This is a genomic window from Allobosea sp. P1_A7, assembly GCF_056406775.1.
The window spans coordinates 1-14,233 of record NZ_JBFTZN010000237.1 but is presented as its reverse complement, the minus strand read 5'-3'; the positions used below and the strand labels follow the sequence as shown (position 1 = coordinate 14,233).

The window sequence follows — 14,233 nt, the reverse complement described above, 5'->3', positions numbered from 1 at the left end:
GCAGTTATGACCTCGACGACGTCCTCCGATTGGGCGACCTCATCCGTTCGCACACTCTATACGTCCCGGCGCTTCTGCTGATCCTCCTCGGCACGCTGACGAAAAGCGCGCAGTTTCCCTTTCATTTCTGGCTGCCCAACGCCATGGCGGCGCCGACGCCCGTATCGGCGTTCCTGCATTCGGCCACCATGGTCAAGGCCGGGGTCTTCCTCATGGCGCGGCTGTGGCCGGTGCTCTCCGGTACGCCGGAATGGTTCATGATCCTGGGCATCGCGGGAATGACGTCGTTCGTGCTCGGMGCTTACCTCGCCATGTTCCAGAACGACCTGAAGGGACTTCTCGCCTACTCCACGATCAGCCATCTGGGCCTGATCACGCTGCTGCTCAGCCTCGGCAGCCCGCTCGCCGCCGGCGCGGCCATCTTCCACATGCTCAACCACGCGACGTTCAAGGCATCGCTGTTCATGGCGGCCGGCATCATCGACCACGAGACCGGCACGCGCGATATGAGGCGGATCTCCGGACTGTTCCGGTACATGCCGATCACCGGCACGCTGGCCATGGTGGCCTGCGCCGCCATGGCTGGCGTACCGCTGCTGAACGGCTTCCTGTCGAAGGAGATGTTCTTCGCCGAAGCCGTGGAGACCCACGCCGATTCCTGGCTGGACACCGCCGCCCCCTACGCCGCCGTGCTCGGCAGCGCCCTGGCCGTGACCTATTCCCTACGGCTGATCCATTCGATCTTCCTGGGAGCGCCGCCCGAGAGCTTTCCCCGCGAACCCCACGAGCCGCCGTTCTGGATGCGGTTCCCGGTCATGTTCCTGGTCGTCGCCTGCCTCGTCGTCGGGATCTTCCCGGCCTACACCATCGGCCCGTTCCTGCATGTCGCGGTGTCGTCCGTGCTCGGCGGCGCCGCGCCGGAATACAGCCTGGCTCTGTGGCACGGCTTCAATCTTCCCCTGGCGATGAGCATCGTCGCGCTGGTCGCTGGCGTGCTTTTGTATCGCGTCGCCGGCGCTTACCTCGAACGTTGCGAGCGTCCCCCCCTTTTTGGTCGGATTCAGGGACAGCGCATCTTCGAGCGGGTCATGGTCGCGATTTCGTGGCGATGGGCGCATCTGTTCGAGGGCGCGTTCGGCACCAATCGTCTTCAGCCCCAGATGCGCCTGCTGGTGGCGGTGGCCGTCGCCGCAGGGACCGTCCCGCTGCTCGCTTCAGGCCTCTCCTTCGGTCCTTCCGGCAATGGGACGACGGATTTCGCCTTCACCGGCCTTTGGTCCGTCGGCATGATCTGCGCCGTCGCTGCCGCCTATCAGGCCAAGTTCCATCGGCTCGCAGCCCTTGCCTTGCTCGGCGGGACAGGGCTCGTGACCTGCCTGACCTTCGTCTGGCTTTCTGCGCCGGACCTTGCGGCCACCCAGCTCGTCGTCGAGATCGTGACCACGGTGCTCATCCTGCTCGGTCTGCGGTGGCTGCCCAAGCGCTCGCAGGACGTGCCCGAACCGAGGGGCTGGCAACCGCGCCTGCGCCGCTTCCGGGACCTTGCCATCGCCGTCGTCGCAGGCGTGGGCATGACGGCGATCTCCTACGCGGTGATGACGCGGACGCCGCCGGACTCGATCGCGAAATTCTTCGTCGAGAAGGCCTATAGCGAAGGCGGCGGCCTGAATGTCGTCAACGTCATTCTCGTCGATTTCCGCGGCTTCGACACGCTTGGCGAGATCACGGTCCTCGCCGTCGTGGCACTGACCGTCTTCGCGCTGCTCCGGCGTTTCCGCCCCGCACCGGACAGCATCGAGAGGCCCGAGCAGCAGCGCATCCAGCGCTCCAATGACGAGGCTGAGCCGGACACGGAGGTCGGAGCGACCAAGGCGGAATATCTCTACGTGCCGTCCGTCATCATGCAGTGGATGTTCCCGGTCGTGATCGTACTGGCCGCCTATCTCTTCCTGCGCGGTCATGACGCTCCGGGAGGAGGCTTCGCCGCAGGCGTCGCGATGGCGGCGGGCTTCATCCTGCAATACATGGCGGCGGGGACAATCTGGGTCGAGGACAGGCTGCGCATCCTTCCCGTTGCCTGGATCGGCGGCGGTCTCCTGCTTGCGGCGTCCACCGGAGCGGCCTCGATGCTCCTGGGCGATTCCTTCCTCACCTCGTATTTCCGGTATCTGGAGCTGCCGATCGTCGGGAAGGTCCCTCTGGCGAGCGCGACCCTGTTCGATCTCGGCGTGTTCGGCGTCGTGGTCGGGGCGACGGTCCTGATGCTGATCGCTATCGCCCATCAATCCATCCGCCGCCTGCGCGCGGCCCGTCTCGAAGAGGAGCGCCAGCGATGGAACTGACGCTTGCGATCGCCATAGGTGTGCTCACCGGATCGGGAGTCTGGCTGGTCCTGCGTCCGCGCACGTATCAGCTCGTCATCGGCCTTTCGCTCCTCTCTTATGCGGTGAACCTTTTCATCTTCAGCATGGGCCGTTTGCGGGTCGCTGCAGCGCCCGTGCTGGGGCCCGGCGGTGCAGGCAATCCGGCGGATCTGGCCGACCCGGTTCCGCAGGCGCTCGTGCTCACGGCGATCGTGATCAGCTTTGCGACGACCGCCCTCCTCCTCGTGGTGCTGCTCGTCGCCCGCGGGCTGACCCGCAACGATCACGTCGACGGGCGAGAGCCGAACTGATGGACTGGACGAGACACCTTCTCATCGTCCCGATCCTGCTCCCGTTGATCACGGGGGCGGCTCTCCTGCTGATCGACGAGCTGCGCCACACACTGAAGGCGTGTCTCAGCATTGCGTCGGGCGTGCTGCTCCTGGTGACCGCGATCGTTCTGATGCGACTGGCGGACGGGGTTGCCGACGGAGGCGGCGCCCTCTCCTCATCMTATGCCCTCGCCAACTGGCCGGCGCCGTTCGCCATCGTGCTCGTGCTCGATCGGCTGTCGGCGCTGATGCTCGCCCTCGTATCCACGTTGGCGGTCGCCGCGCTTGTCTTCTCGACGGCGCGCTGGCACCGGGCCGGCCCGCATTTCCACACGCTCTTCCAGTTCATGCTCATGGGGCTCGCAGGCGCGTTCCTCACGGGCGACCTCTTCAATCTTTTCGTCTTCTTCGAGGTCACGCTGGCGGCGTCCTACGGCCTGCTGCTGCACGGATCGGGCGCGTTCCGGGTACGAGCCGGCCTCCATTATATCGCGATCAACCTGGCCGCTTCGCTTCTCTTCCTCATCGGCGTCAGCCTGATCTATGGGACCGCCGGAACGCTGAACATGGCAGACCTCGCCGTCCGCCTCCCGGGACTGTCCGCAGAGGACCGGGCGCTCCTTCACACAGGCGCCGCGATCCTTGGCATCGCGTTCCTGGTCAAGGCCGGCATGTGGCCGCTCTGCTTCTGGCTGCCTTCCGCCTATATGGCGGCGGCCGCCCCCGTTGCCGCGATCTTCGTCGTGCTCACCAAGGTCGGCACCTATGTGCTTCTGCGCCTCTCCCTGCTGCTTTTTGCCCCCGAGGCCGGGGGCACGGCGGGCTTCGGCGGGACGGTGCTGCTCTGGGGCGGGATGGCGACGATCCTCTTCGCGACATCCGGGGTGCTTTCGTCCCAGGCGCTGGGCCGGCTCGCGGGCTTCAGCGTTCTGATCTCCTCGGGGACTCTGCTCGCGGCCGTCGGCATCGGCAACACTGCGGTCGTGTCGGGCGCCTTGTTCTACCTCGTCAGTTCGAGCCTCAGCGTCGCTGCCTTTTTCCTGCTGATCGAGCTGGTCGAGCGGACACGTGAACCAGCGGCAGACGTGCTGTCGGTCACCATGGAGGCGTATGGCGACGAGACGGACGAGAGCGAGGAGCACGAGGATCAGGAGGTCGGCGTGACCGTACCGGGGGCGCTCGCCATCCTCAGCGTCTCGTTTGGATGCGTCGCGCTCCTGCTCGCGGGCTTGCCGCCGCTATCGGGGTTCATCGCCAAGTTCGCGATGCTGACGGGCATGTTGAATCCGGACGGACTCGGCTCTCTCGCCGAGATCCCGGGGCGCATTTGGCTGCTGGTTGCGCTGATCATCCTGTCGGGCCTTGCGACCCTTGTGGCCATGATGCGCAGCGGCGTCCGGATCTTCTGGGCGCCCCTCGAGGAACTCGTTCCGCGCGTGGTCATGGTTGAGGTCGCGCCGATCGTCGCACTGCTGGCGCTCTGCACGGTCCTGGCCGTGTGGGGCGGTCCGATGCTCAGTTACACGGAGGCTGCGGCCCGTTCCCTTCACGCCCCGTCGACCTATATCCAGAGCGTGCTGGGAACGGGTCATCCGCCGGGCGGTGCGCAATGAACCGCCTTCTCCCCTATCCGCTGCTGACCGCGGCGCTGCTGCTGATGTGGCTCCTGCTGACCTCTTTCTCGACCGGGCAATTCCTCGTCGGGGCGGCCGTCGCGATCGGGGCCTCCCTTGCGATGGCGGCGCTCCATCCATCCAAGCCCCGGCTGAGGCGATGGCAGCTTCTTCCGAAGCTTCTGGGCATCGTCACGCTGGATATCCTGCAGTCGAACATCGCCGTCGCCGGCATCATCATCCGCGGAGATCGTCGCGATCGTGTCGCGGGCTTCGTCGCCATACCGCTCGACCTGCGCGACAGGACGGCGCTGGCAGTGCTGGCATGCATCGTTACCAGCACGCCGGGGACGGCCTGGGTCGAATATGCCCCCGAATCCGGCGTGCTCCTGCTCCATGTCCTCGACCTCGCCGACGAGGCCGAGTGGATCGCCGTGATCAAGAACCGCTATGAGGCGCTGCTTATGGACATTTTCGAATGACGGCCGCGATCCTCCTGTGGTCGGTGACGGCCGCCCAGGCCATGCTCGTCGTCGCCATGGGGTGCTACGCCTACAGGGTCATCCGGGGGCCGCGAGCGCAGGACCGGGTCCTCTGCCTGGTATCGAGCATCGCGCTCGCCAAATTCCTTATGCGCGGCGAGGTGATCGAATGACCCACGCCGAGAACCTCCCCGCCTGGGCGGCCCTGGTGACGGCCTTCCTCGTCTTTCTCGGTTCCGGGCTGACACTCCTCGGAGCCATCGGAACATTGCGCTTTCGCAGGTTCTTCGAGCGGGTTCATGCACCCACGCTGGGCACGAGTTGGGGGACGGGTGCGATCGGGCTCGCGTCCATTGTCTGCTTCTCGGTGCTGGGTTCCCGGCCGGTGGTGCATGAACTCCTGATCGGCGTTTTCATGATCGTCACGACGCCGGTCACCCTCATGCTGCTCGCCCGCGCGGCCCTCTATCGCGACCKAACGGAGGGAAACGGAGAGGCGCCTCCGCGCTCGCTCCTGCGCCGCACGCACGGTGGATAGGCGCTGCGTCGCAACCTGGAGCCGGCAGCCGGCGCAGCCCTCGATGCAGCGAAACACTATCGGCGAGAGCCCGGCGCGACGCGAAAGATCGCTGCGGTGGCGTCGTCGCTCACCAGCAGAGCGCCGTCCGGAGCGACTTCTGCATGGTCGCCCCATGCCGTACATGCCAGTTCAGCGGGTGTTGCCTCAGCGCTCCTGCAGCTTCGGATTGAGCGCGTCGCTCAGGCCCTCGCCGACGAGATTGATGCAGAGCACCGTCAGCAGGATGGCCATGCCGGGGATCGCCGACATCCACCACGCCGTCCGCAGCATGGTCCGGCCGATGCCGATCATATAGCCCCAGGAGACGACGTTCGGGTCCGAGAGCCCGAGGAAGGACAGGCCGGATTCCGTCAGGATGGCCGTCGCCACGAGCAGGGACGAGACGACGATGACCGGTGGCAGGGCGTTGGGCAGGATATGCCGCGCCGCGATGCGGAAATCGGACATCCCCATGGAGCGGCAGGCCTGGACGTATTCCCGGTCGCGATGGGCCATGAATTCGGCCCGTGCCAGCCGCGCGACCGGCGGCCAGGACACGATCGCGATCGCGCTCATCACGCTGATCAGCGAGGGGCGGAAGATCGCGATGATCACCACCGCCAGGACGAAGGAGGGAATCGTCAGGAAGAAATCGGTGAGCCGCATCAGCAGGATGTCGCTCCCCCGGCCGCAATAGCCGGCGGCCGCCCCGACGACGACACCGAGGATCGTCGCGCACAGGCTCGCCGCCACCCCGATCAGCAGCGAGACCCGGCCGCCATGCAGCAGGCCGGCGAGGATATCCCGGCCGGTGACGTCGGTGCCGAGCGGAAAGCGCGCGGAGGGCGTCTGCGCCGGTCGCCCGATCATGTCGAAGGGATCGACCGTGTAGACCATCGGGCCGAATATCGCCGCGAGCACGATCGCCAGCAGCAGGACGAGGCCCACGACCGCGCCCCGGTTGCGACGGAAACGCCGCCAGAAATGCAAGCTCCGCTTCATCGCGCCAGGATCCTCGGGTCGATAAGGCCATAAACGAGGTCGACGAGCAGGTTGCAGAGCACGACCAGGATCGACGAGATGAACAGGATGCCGAGCAGCAGGTTCAGGTCGCGCTGCAGCAGGCCGTCGAACAGCAGGCGCCCGAGGCCCGGCCAGCCGAACACGGTCTCGACCAGGATCGAACCGCCGAGCATATGGCCGATCTGGACACCGCCCAGCGTCACAACCGGCATCAGCGCGTTGCGGGCTGCATGCGTCAGGCTGATGCGTCCCTCCGACAGGCCCTTGGCGCGGGCCGTCGTGATGAAATCGGATGAATAGACCTCGAGCATCGAGGCCCGCATCAGCCGGGCATAGACCGCGGCATAGAAGAGCCCGAGCGTCAGCGCCGGCAGCACGAGGTGGCGGGCGATGTCGAGGGCGCGGGCCAGCGGCCCCATCTGCGCGCCGATCGTCATCATGCCGCCCGAAGGCAGCACGCCCAGCGTCACCGAAAACAGCACGATCAGCATCAGGCCGAGCCAGAACTGCGGCATCGCATAGCACAGCAGCGCCAGCACCGAGACGATCGTGTCGACCCATTTGCGGTGCCGCATCGCCGCGACGACGCCACAGAGCACGCCGACCACGATGGCAATCCCGATCGCCGTCAGCATCAGCAGGAGCGTCGCCGGCATGCGGTCTGCGATCAGGTCCAGCACCGGCCGCTGCTGGACGTTGGAGACACCGAGATCGAAGGTCAGCAGCTTGCCGAGATAGATGAAGAACTGCTGGTAGAGCGGCCGGTCGATGCCGAACGAGCGCCGGAGTTCGTCGACGAACTCCTTCGATGCACCGCCGGACTGCGCGCCGATGATCTCGGCCGCGTCGCCGGGCGCGAGGTGGAGCAGCGCGAAGTTCAGCACCGCGATGCCCAGCACGCTCGGAACCACCTGGAGCAGGCGAACGGACACGAAACCGAGTGACAGGGAGGACATCAGGCCGTTTCCCGGAACGAGGAGGTGATGACGGGGCGCGAGCGCATCGGCGTTCCCATCAGTCCTTGGAGACCCCGTCCCAGGATGAATACATCGAGATGCCGTTGGTGATCAGGCCCTTCACCTTGCGGTTCCAGACATGGGTGTAGGACATCTCCATCAGGAAGATCACCGGCAGCTCGTCGTGCAGGATCTGCTGCAGCTCGTCGAACTGCTTCTTGCGGGCAGCCGGATCAATCTCGCGGGCGGCGAGCCCGAAGAGCTGGTCGACCCGCGCATTCCGGTAGCCCATCGAGTTGGTGAAGGTGGCGCCCTTCCTGATGAAGTCGGAATGGAACGTGCGCTCCACGCCGATCGAGGGATCGGAATAGTTATGCGAGAAGGTGCTGGTGAGATTGAAGCTCCAGTCGGTGTAGACGGCCTTCAGCCAGCCGCCGAGATCGGCGCTCTGGGTCTCGACCGCGATGCCGACCTTGCCGAGCTCCTGGCGGACATATTCGCCGAGCCGGGCCCAGTTCTCGCCATAGGGCAGGAAATGCTGGGTGATCTTGAAGCGGACCCCGTCGGCACCGCGCAGATAGCCGGCCTCGTCGAGAAGCTGGTTGGCCTTGCGCGGGTTGTACTCATAGGGCTTCAGCGCCTTGTTGAAGGCGGAGTTCGTGCTGACGACGGGACCGCGCGCCGGCTTGCCCTGGCCGTACCAGATCACATCGACGATGCGCTCGCGATCAAGCGCGAGGCTGAGCGCTTGCCTGACCTTGAGATCGGCGAGCGGCTTATCGCGCATGTTGACCTCGAGCCAGAGATTGGGACCGAGCGCCTCGGCTCCGGCCTGCGAGGCCTMCAGCGCCGGGATCTTCTCGAGCCGCTGCACCTCCGCCTCGGGCAGGCTGCTCATCGGGGCGAGATCGACCTCGCCGGTCTCGATGGCGATGGCGCGCGCCGCGCCGTCCGGCATGATCCGCTGCACGACCTGGTCGAGACAGGGGAAGCCCTTGCGCCAGTAGCCTGGATTGCGCTCCAGCGTGATGTGGCTGCCCTTGCGCCATTCCTTAAAGCGGAACGGGCCGGTCCCGACCGGGTTCTGCATGATCGGCGCAGCGCGGACCGCAGCCACCGCCTTCACGTCGACGCCGTCGAAGGCGTGCCTTGGCATGATCGGCGCCTCGCCGGGCTGGAAGACGTTCATGAAGAACGGCACCGGCGCCTTGAGCTTGAACACCACGGTCAGGTCATCGGGCGTCTCGACCGCCTCGACGTCGCCGAAATAGACTTTTCCGCGGGAATGATAGGGGCGGATGATGTCCTCGACGCTGAACTTCACATCCTGCGCCGTGAAGGGCTTGCCGTCATGCCAGGTCACGCCCGGCCGCAGCTTGAACGTATAGGTCTTCTTGTCGTCGGAGATCGTCCAGGATTCGGCGAGGCCCGGCTTCGGCGTCAGGGCCGGGCCCTCATAGGTCAGCAGGCTCTCATAGATCTTGGTGGAGATCAGCGCGACCGGAACGGCCGAGGTGGCGATCGTCGACAGCGAGGTCGGCTCGAGCGAATAGACATAGGTCAGCGTCCCGCCGGTCTTGGGACAGCTCTGTGCCAGCGCAGCGGCGCCGCAAAGAGCGAGCGCCAGCGGCGTTGCTGCGAGGATAGCCGGAAGCCTGCTCATACCCATGTCTGGACAATCCCCTTTATGATTGGGCGAACCCTTGCTGGGCCGCCTCCTACAGTTCCGTGCCGCACCACTCCGCGATGAWCGCGATCAGGTGTTCGATCGCCGCGAGAAAATCGTCGATCGGAATATGCTCGTCGGGCTTGTGCGCCTGGGCGATGGAGCCCGGCCCGAAGATGATGCTCGGGATTCCGCCCTGGTTCACGAGATGGCGCATGTCGCAACAGAAATGGCCGGGATAGGCCGTGCCGTCTCCCCCCCGGCGCGCCAGCACCTCCCCCATCACACGCGCAACGGGAAGGTCGGCGGGCTGATCCGTGCTGTCGTCATGGTGCAGGAATTCGAGCCTGGCAGGATGGCGGCGCAGCCCCTGGTCAGCGGCGTTGGCGCCTGCGATCGCGTCACGGAAACCATCCATGATATCGGTCACGGCACCGAGCGAGGGCGCGAAATAGGCACCGCCCTTGATCACCACCTCCCCGGCCGTGACCGTCTCGTAATGGCCGCCCGCGATCTTGCCCATGGTCAGTGAAAAGGGCGGCTTGGCGCCGGCCGGCGTGCCCTGGTTGTAGCGGCGCTCGAGCCCGAGCAGCGCCTCGATCACCGGCGGCAGCATGTCGACCGCACCCAGCCCCTCCAGCGTGCCGCCGTTCCAGCGCGCGCCCGGCGAGCGCTGGACCCCGCTCAGCGTGACCTGCCAGTAGAGACCGCCGGGATGGCTGTAGGCGATGGTGTTGCTGGTCGGTTCCAGCACCACGGCCGCATCGGCCGCAGCCCCACGCGTGACGAGGTCGAGCGTGCCGTTGCCGGCATGCTCCTCGTTGACGACGCAGTGGAGTGTGACGTCGCCGTGCAGGCGCGTTCCGGCCTCGCTGAGATAGCGCATCGCCAGCAGCGCGGCCATCAGGCCGCCCTTCATGTCGGAGGTGCCGCGGCCATACATCAGGCCGTCAGTGATCTCCGCGCCGAAGGGATCGCGCGTCCATTGCGCCAGGGGCTCGACGGTGACCGTATCGATATGGGCGTTGAGAATAAGCGAGCGCCCGCCGCCCGTGCCCCGCCAGGTGCCGACGACATTGGGCCTGCCATCATAGTTCAGCACCGGCTGGAGGCCGCTGTCGCGCAGGGCCTCGAAGGTCGGGAGCCCGGCATAGGGCAGGATCAGATCGTGCTGCCAATGCGTCGGATACTGCGCGACATCGGGGAAGGCCTTGAACATCGCCTCGACATCCGGCTCGGCCTGCGTGACGGCAGCCCCGGCGGAAGACAGGATCTCGACCATGCGCCCCTGCGCCGCCCCCTCCTCTCCCGTGAGGCTGCGGATCCGGACGATCTCGGCCAGGGCTGCGACGCTCTGGGCGCGCCGGCTCCTGGCCAGCGCGAGTGCTGCTGCTGCCTGCGAATGTGTTTCTGCGCTGTCCACGATGTTCGCCTCGGGTTGATCCATGAGCCGAACGTCGCAGCGCTAAAACTATTAGACAAATTAGAAGTTTTATATCGATACATAGAGAAATTAATGGGTACGAGTGCAATCACCGATGATCTACACGCAGATCCGGGCCTTCGATGCGGTGGCGCGCGAAGGCAGCTTTTCGCGGGCCGCCGAGGTGCTCGGGCTGACGCAGCCGGCGCTGACGATCCAAGTCAAGGCCCTGGAGGAGCGGCATGGCATCAAGCTGCTGCATCGCGAAGGACGGCGTGTCCGGCTCACCGAGGCGGGCGAGCGGCTCTATTCGCTGTCGCGCCAGCTCGCGAGCCTGGACGAGCTGATCGAGGAAACGCTGGCGGCGTCRCAGGAACTGCAGGATGGCAGCCTGCGGCTGGCTGTGGACGGACCCCATATCGTGATGGGCCTGTTCGCCCGCTTCATGGCGTTGCATCCGCGGGTCAGGCTCTCGGTCTCGACCGGCAACAGCCGGATGGTGCGGCAGGCGCTGCTCGACCGCCATGTCGATATCGGCATCCTGCCCGCCGTCGCGGACCATCCGCATATCCACGCGATGCCGCTCTGGCATCACCGCGGCGTGGTGATCGTCGCCAACAGCCACCGCTGGGCCGGTCGCCAATCGATCTCGCTGTCCGAGCTGGACGGCGAGGCGATGATCGGTCGCGAAGACGGCTCGATGACGCAGAAGCTCGTGGACGCCGCCTTCGCCCGCGCCAAGGCCAAGCCGCGCTATGTCCTCGAACTGGGCAGCCGCGAGGCCTTGTGCGAGGCGGTGGCGGCCGGCCTCGGCCACGGCATCGTCTGGGAGCTCGAAGCCTATGGCTCCGGACGCTTCACCACCCTGCAGCTCAGCGATGGCGAGGTGGCGAGCACGGATTATGTCGCCTGCCTCAAGAGCGAGCGGATGCGGTCCGTCGTCAAAGCCTTCTTCGACGTCACGGCCAAGCTGCCGGACGACCGCAGCGACATCCGCGCGCTGCGGTCGGGATGAAGCCGCCCGGGTGAAGCGGGGACATTTGCGCGTCAGGCGAAGGCGACGTTCTCGCGCTGCGCGCGGAGCCGTGGATCACGCGAGCGCACCTCGACCGGCCGCCCGTCGAGAACCTCGAAGCAGCGGGCGAGCGTATCCTCCGAGAGGCGCCGCATCGCCTCGACCGTGAAGAAGGTCAGGTGCGGGAAGAGAATGACGTCGTCGCGGCCAAAGAGCGGGCTGAGCACATGCCCGGCCTTGGCCAGCGGTTCCGTCGAATAGACGTCGAGCCCGACGCCGCCGAGACGTTCGGCCAGCACGGCCTCGACGAGCGCCGCCTCGTCGATCAGCGCTCCCCTGGAGACGTTGACCAGCACGGAGGAGGGTTTCAGGCAGGCGAGCTCGGCGCGGCCGATCAAGCCGCGCGTCGCCGCGTTCAGCACGCAATGGAGCGAGACGAAGTCGCATTGGCGCAACATCGCATGCAGATCGTCGACCTTCTCGATGCCGGCCTCAGCGAGCTTTGCCCGGTCGACATGGGGATCGTAGCCGAGAACACGGGCCCGAAAGCCCTGCCCCGCCATCCGGGCCATGCTGCGGCCGATCTTGCCGGCACCGACGAGCCCCAGCGTGGCGCCGGAGATATCGCGGCCGATCCAGCGCTGTTCCGGCCAGATCCAGCCCTCAGTCGCCATGGCGCGGCCGATTTCGGGCAGGCGCTTGGCCAGCGCGATCATCAGGGCGAAGGCGCCCTCCGCGACGGTCTCCTCGGCATATTCCGGAACATTGACGACCGGGATGCCACGCGCGCTTGCGGCGGGGATATCGATCGCATCGATGCCGACGCCGTATTTGACGATGCCCTTGAGCCTGGGCGCAGCCGCGATGACGCGAGCCGTGATCGGCGTGTAGCACATCAGGATCAGCTCGGCGTCGGCGACGGCCTCGATCAGCGCGGCCTCCGGGATGCCATCGGGCAAGGTGACGAGCTCGACGCCGCGAGCTCGCAGGCCGGCGTCGATCTCGGGGCATTCCAGTTCACGGTCCGTGCGGACGGCTTTCATAGCGGACCCTTTCGGTCGGGAAGTCAGAGGCGCCTCAGCCGGCCGCGATCGCGGTCTCGACGATGTCGAGCGCGCGGTCCAGGTCGGCTTGCGGGATCACCAGCGGCGGCGAGAGCGTCAGCACGTTGCCCTGGCTGATCTTGAAGCTCAGCCCGGCTTCGAGGCAGCGATAATAGACCCGTTCGGCGAGCGCGTTGTCGGGCGCCATGTCCGCCTTGTCGGCCACGATCTCGACCCCGAACATCAGCCCGCGCCCGCGCACGTCGCCGACATGGGGCGAGCCCTCGCCGAAGGCGCGCAGACGGTCCATCGCCAGACCGCCGAGCTCAGCTGCGCGCTCCGGCAGACCCTCCTCGCGGATGATCGCGATCGTGGTCAGCGCCGCGCGCGTCGTCACCGGGTTCTTCTCATGAGTGTAGTGGCCAATCGCGAAATCGCCGGCGACATCGAGGTCGCGCCGCGCGATCGCCGCGGCGATCGGCAGGATGCCGCCGCCCAGCGCCTTGCCGACGACGAGAATGTCGGGCGTCACCCCGTCATGCTCGCTGGTGAAGAAGCGGCCKGTCTTGCCGAGCCCGGTCGGGATCTCGTCGAAGATCAGGAGCGTGCCGTGGCGGTCGCAAGCCTCGCGCACCAGTTTCCAGAAGCCGGGCGCCGGCGGGTTCGGGGTCGCCCGCATCGGCTCGGCGACGAGGGCCGCGAAATCGCCCTCCCGGCCGAGCACATAGGAGATCATGCTGGCGCAGGCGCGAGCCGAATCCTCCAGGCTGTTATGGCCATAGGCGCAGTGATGGTTCGCCCAGGGCGCGACATGCTCCGCGCCCGGCAGGAGCGGCCCGGCAATGCCGGAGCGGAAGGTCGCCTCGCCGCCGACGCTCGAGGCGCCGAAGCCCGCACCGTGAAACGCATCCCAGAAGGACAAGGTCTTGAAGCGCCCGGTGGCGGCGCGCGCAAGCCTGAGCGCCACCTCGACCGCATCCGAACCGCCCGTCGTGAACAGCACCTTGCCGAGATCGYCCGGGGCAAGGCGGCCCAGCGTCTCGGCCAGCTCGACCGCGGGCTCGCAGGTGAAGCGGCGCGGCGCGAAGCAGAGATCGTCGATCTGCTGCTTGATCGCAGCCTTCAGGCGGGGATGGCCATAGCCGATATGGTGGACGCTGTTGCCATGGAAATCCATGTAGCGGCGCCCGGCCGTGTCCTGGATCCAGATGCCCTCGGCCTTGGCGATCGCCGTGACGCAGGGGCTCGACAGGCTCTGGTGCAGGAAGGCATCGGCGTCGCGCTTCAGCAGGCTCTGCGTCGCCTTGTCATCGAGCCGCGCCGACCAGGCGCCGCGCGCCGCCGAGGTGTTCGACTCGCCTTCGGTATGCACGAGCTTGGCGGAAAGACCTGACATATCTGAAACTCCCGGGCCAAGGCGACGCGCCGGCGTTGCGGCGGGCGTTCCCCTGGCGACTGCTTTCGACTGGCGACTGCTTTCGATGTCGGCATCATCGCCGGCAATAGAGCATCTGAAAAATCGTTATTTTCGATCGACGCATAAWTTGAATCGTTGCATTGATGCGTATCGCCTCCCCGGCTCCACCCTGCGCGGATCCCGCCATGCGCTATGTCCAGCTCCGTGCCTTCCATCAGGTCGCGCTCGCCGGCGGCTTCTCACGCGCCGCGAGCGAGCTGAACCTGACGCAGCCGGCGATCTCCGATCAGGTCCGCAAGCTCGAGGAGGAGTATGACGTGCTGCTGTTCAGCCGGCAGCAC

General features: G+C 66.5%; 14 protein-coding genes. 8 read left to right on the top strand and 6 right to left on the bottom strand.

Annotated elements, in window-relative coordinates; translation table 11 throughout:
- From AC1D34_RS28955 to mnhG, 6 genes are all read left to right on the top strand, one after another.
- Positions 1–2,342, top strand: a 2,342-nt coding sequence (locus AC1D34_RS28955; RefSeq protein ID WP_476826068.1) for a monovalent cation/H+ antiporter subunit A, incomplete at its 5' end; no start/stop codon positions are given.
- On the top strand, positions 2,333–2,674 hold the full coding sequence (locus AC1D34_RS28950) for a Na+/H+ antiporter subunit C (RefSeq protein WP_441491350.1): 342 nt from the start codon (positions 2,333–2,335) through the stop codon (positions 2,672–2,674). The genes AC1D34_RS28955 and AC1D34_RS28950, both read left to right, overlap by 10 nt.
- On the top strand, positions 2,674–4,308 hold the full coding sequence (locus tag AC1D34_RS28945; RefSeq protein WP_441491349.1) for a monovalent cation/H+ antiporter subunit D: 1,635 nt from the start codon (positions 2,674–2,676) through the stop codon (positions 4,306–4,308). Before AC1D34_RS28950 ends, AC1D34_RS28945 begins: the two co-directional genes overlap by 1 nt.
- Positions 4,305–4,790: a Na+/H+ antiporter subunit E gene (locus AC1D34_RS28940; protein WP_441491348.1), complete on the top strand. Its 486-nt coding sequence runs from the start codon at positions 4,305–4,307 to the stop codon at positions 4,788–4,790. Before AC1D34_RS28945 ends, AC1D34_RS28940 begins: the two co-directional genes overlap by 4 nt.
- Positions 4,787–4,963, top strand: a complete 177-nt coding sequence (locus AC1D34_RS28935) for a hypothetical protein (protein ID WP_476826067.1) — start codon at positions 4,787–4,789, stop codon at positions 4,961–4,963. The genes AC1D34_RS28940 and AC1D34_RS28935 overlap by 4 nt, the downstream gene beginning before the upstream one ends.
- A complete protein-coding gene (gene mnhG, locus AC1D34_RS28930) occupies positions 4,960–5,328 on the top strand; it encodes a monovalent cation/H(+) antiporter subunit G (protein WP_476826066.1) in 369 nt (122 codons plus the stop codon). Before AC1D34_RS28935 ends, mnhG begins: the two co-directional genes overlap by 4 nt.
- Before the next feature lie 186 nt (positions 5,329–5,514).
- On the opposite strand, the gene AC1D34_RS28925 is transcribed toward mnhG, so the two are convergent.
- From AC1D34_RS28925 to AC1D34_RS28910, 4 genes are read right to left on the bottom strand one after another with little or no spacing between them, the layout of a single operon-like run.
- Complete coding sequence (locus AC1D34_RS28925) at positions 5,515–6,351, bottom strand: ABC transporter permease (protein ID WP_441491345.1); 837 nt, start codon at positions 6,349–6,351, stop codon at positions 5,515–5,517.
- Complete coding sequence (locus AC1D34_RS28920; RefSeq protein ID WP_441491344.1) at positions 6,348–7,328, bottom strand: ABC transporter permease; 981 nt, start codon at positions 7,326–7,328, stop codon at positions 6,348–6,350. The genes AC1D34_RS28925 and AC1D34_RS28920 overlap by 4 nt, the downstream gene beginning before the upstream one ends.
- Before the next feature lie 58 nt (positions 7,329–7,386).
- Positions 7,387–8,997 (bottom strand): ABC transporter substrate-binding protein, encoded by a 1,611-nt coding sequence (locus AC1D34_RS28915; protein ID WP_476826065.1) that lies wholly within the window; start codon positions 8,995–8,997, stop codon positions 7,387–7,389.
- A 49-nt stretch (positions 8,998–9,046) separates the two neighbouring features.
- Entirely contained in the window at positions 9,047–10,417 is a 1,371-nt protein-coding gene (locus AC1D34_RS28910; RefSeq protein WP_476826064.1) for a M20/M25/M40 family metallo-hydrolase, read from the bottom strand.
- Positions 10,418–10,532: 115 nt separating this feature from the next.
- Between AC1D34_RS28910 and AC1D34_RS28905 the strand changes: the two genes are divergently transcribed.
- The gene (locus tag AC1D34_RS28905) at positions 10,533–11,432 is read left to right on the top strand and encodes a LysR substrate-binding domain-containing protein (RefSeq protein WP_441491341.1); all 900 of its coding nucleotides are present in this window, start codon (positions 10,533–10,535) and stop codon (positions 11,430–11,432) included.
- A gap of 32 nt (positions 11,433–11,464) precedes the next feature.
- Here the strand turns inward: AC1D34_RS28905 and AC1D34_RS28900 are convergent, their stop codons facing one another.
- The gene (locus AC1D34_RS28900) at positions 11,465–12,475 is read right to left on the bottom strand and encodes a 2-hydroxyacid dehydrogenase (RefSeq protein ID WP_441507387.1); all 1,011 of its coding nucleotides are present in this window, start codon (positions 12,473–12,475) and stop codon (positions 11,465–11,467) included.
- Positions 12,476–12,509: 34 nt separating this feature from the next.
- A complete protein-coding gene (pbfA, locus tag AC1D34_RS28895; RefSeq protein ID WP_476826063.1) occupies positions 12,510–13,871 on the bottom strand; it encodes a (R)-1-hydroxy-2-aminoethylphosphonate ammonia-lyase in 1,362 nt (453 codons plus the stop codon).
- A 206-nt stretch (positions 13,872–14,077) separates the two neighbouring features.
- On the opposite strand from pbfA, the gene AC1D34_RS28890 reads away from it, so the two are divergent.
- A partial coding sequence (locus AC1D34_RS28890; RefSeq protein ID WP_476826069.1) for a LysR family transcriptional regulator occupies positions 14,078–14,233 on the top strand: 156 nt, incomplete at its 3' end.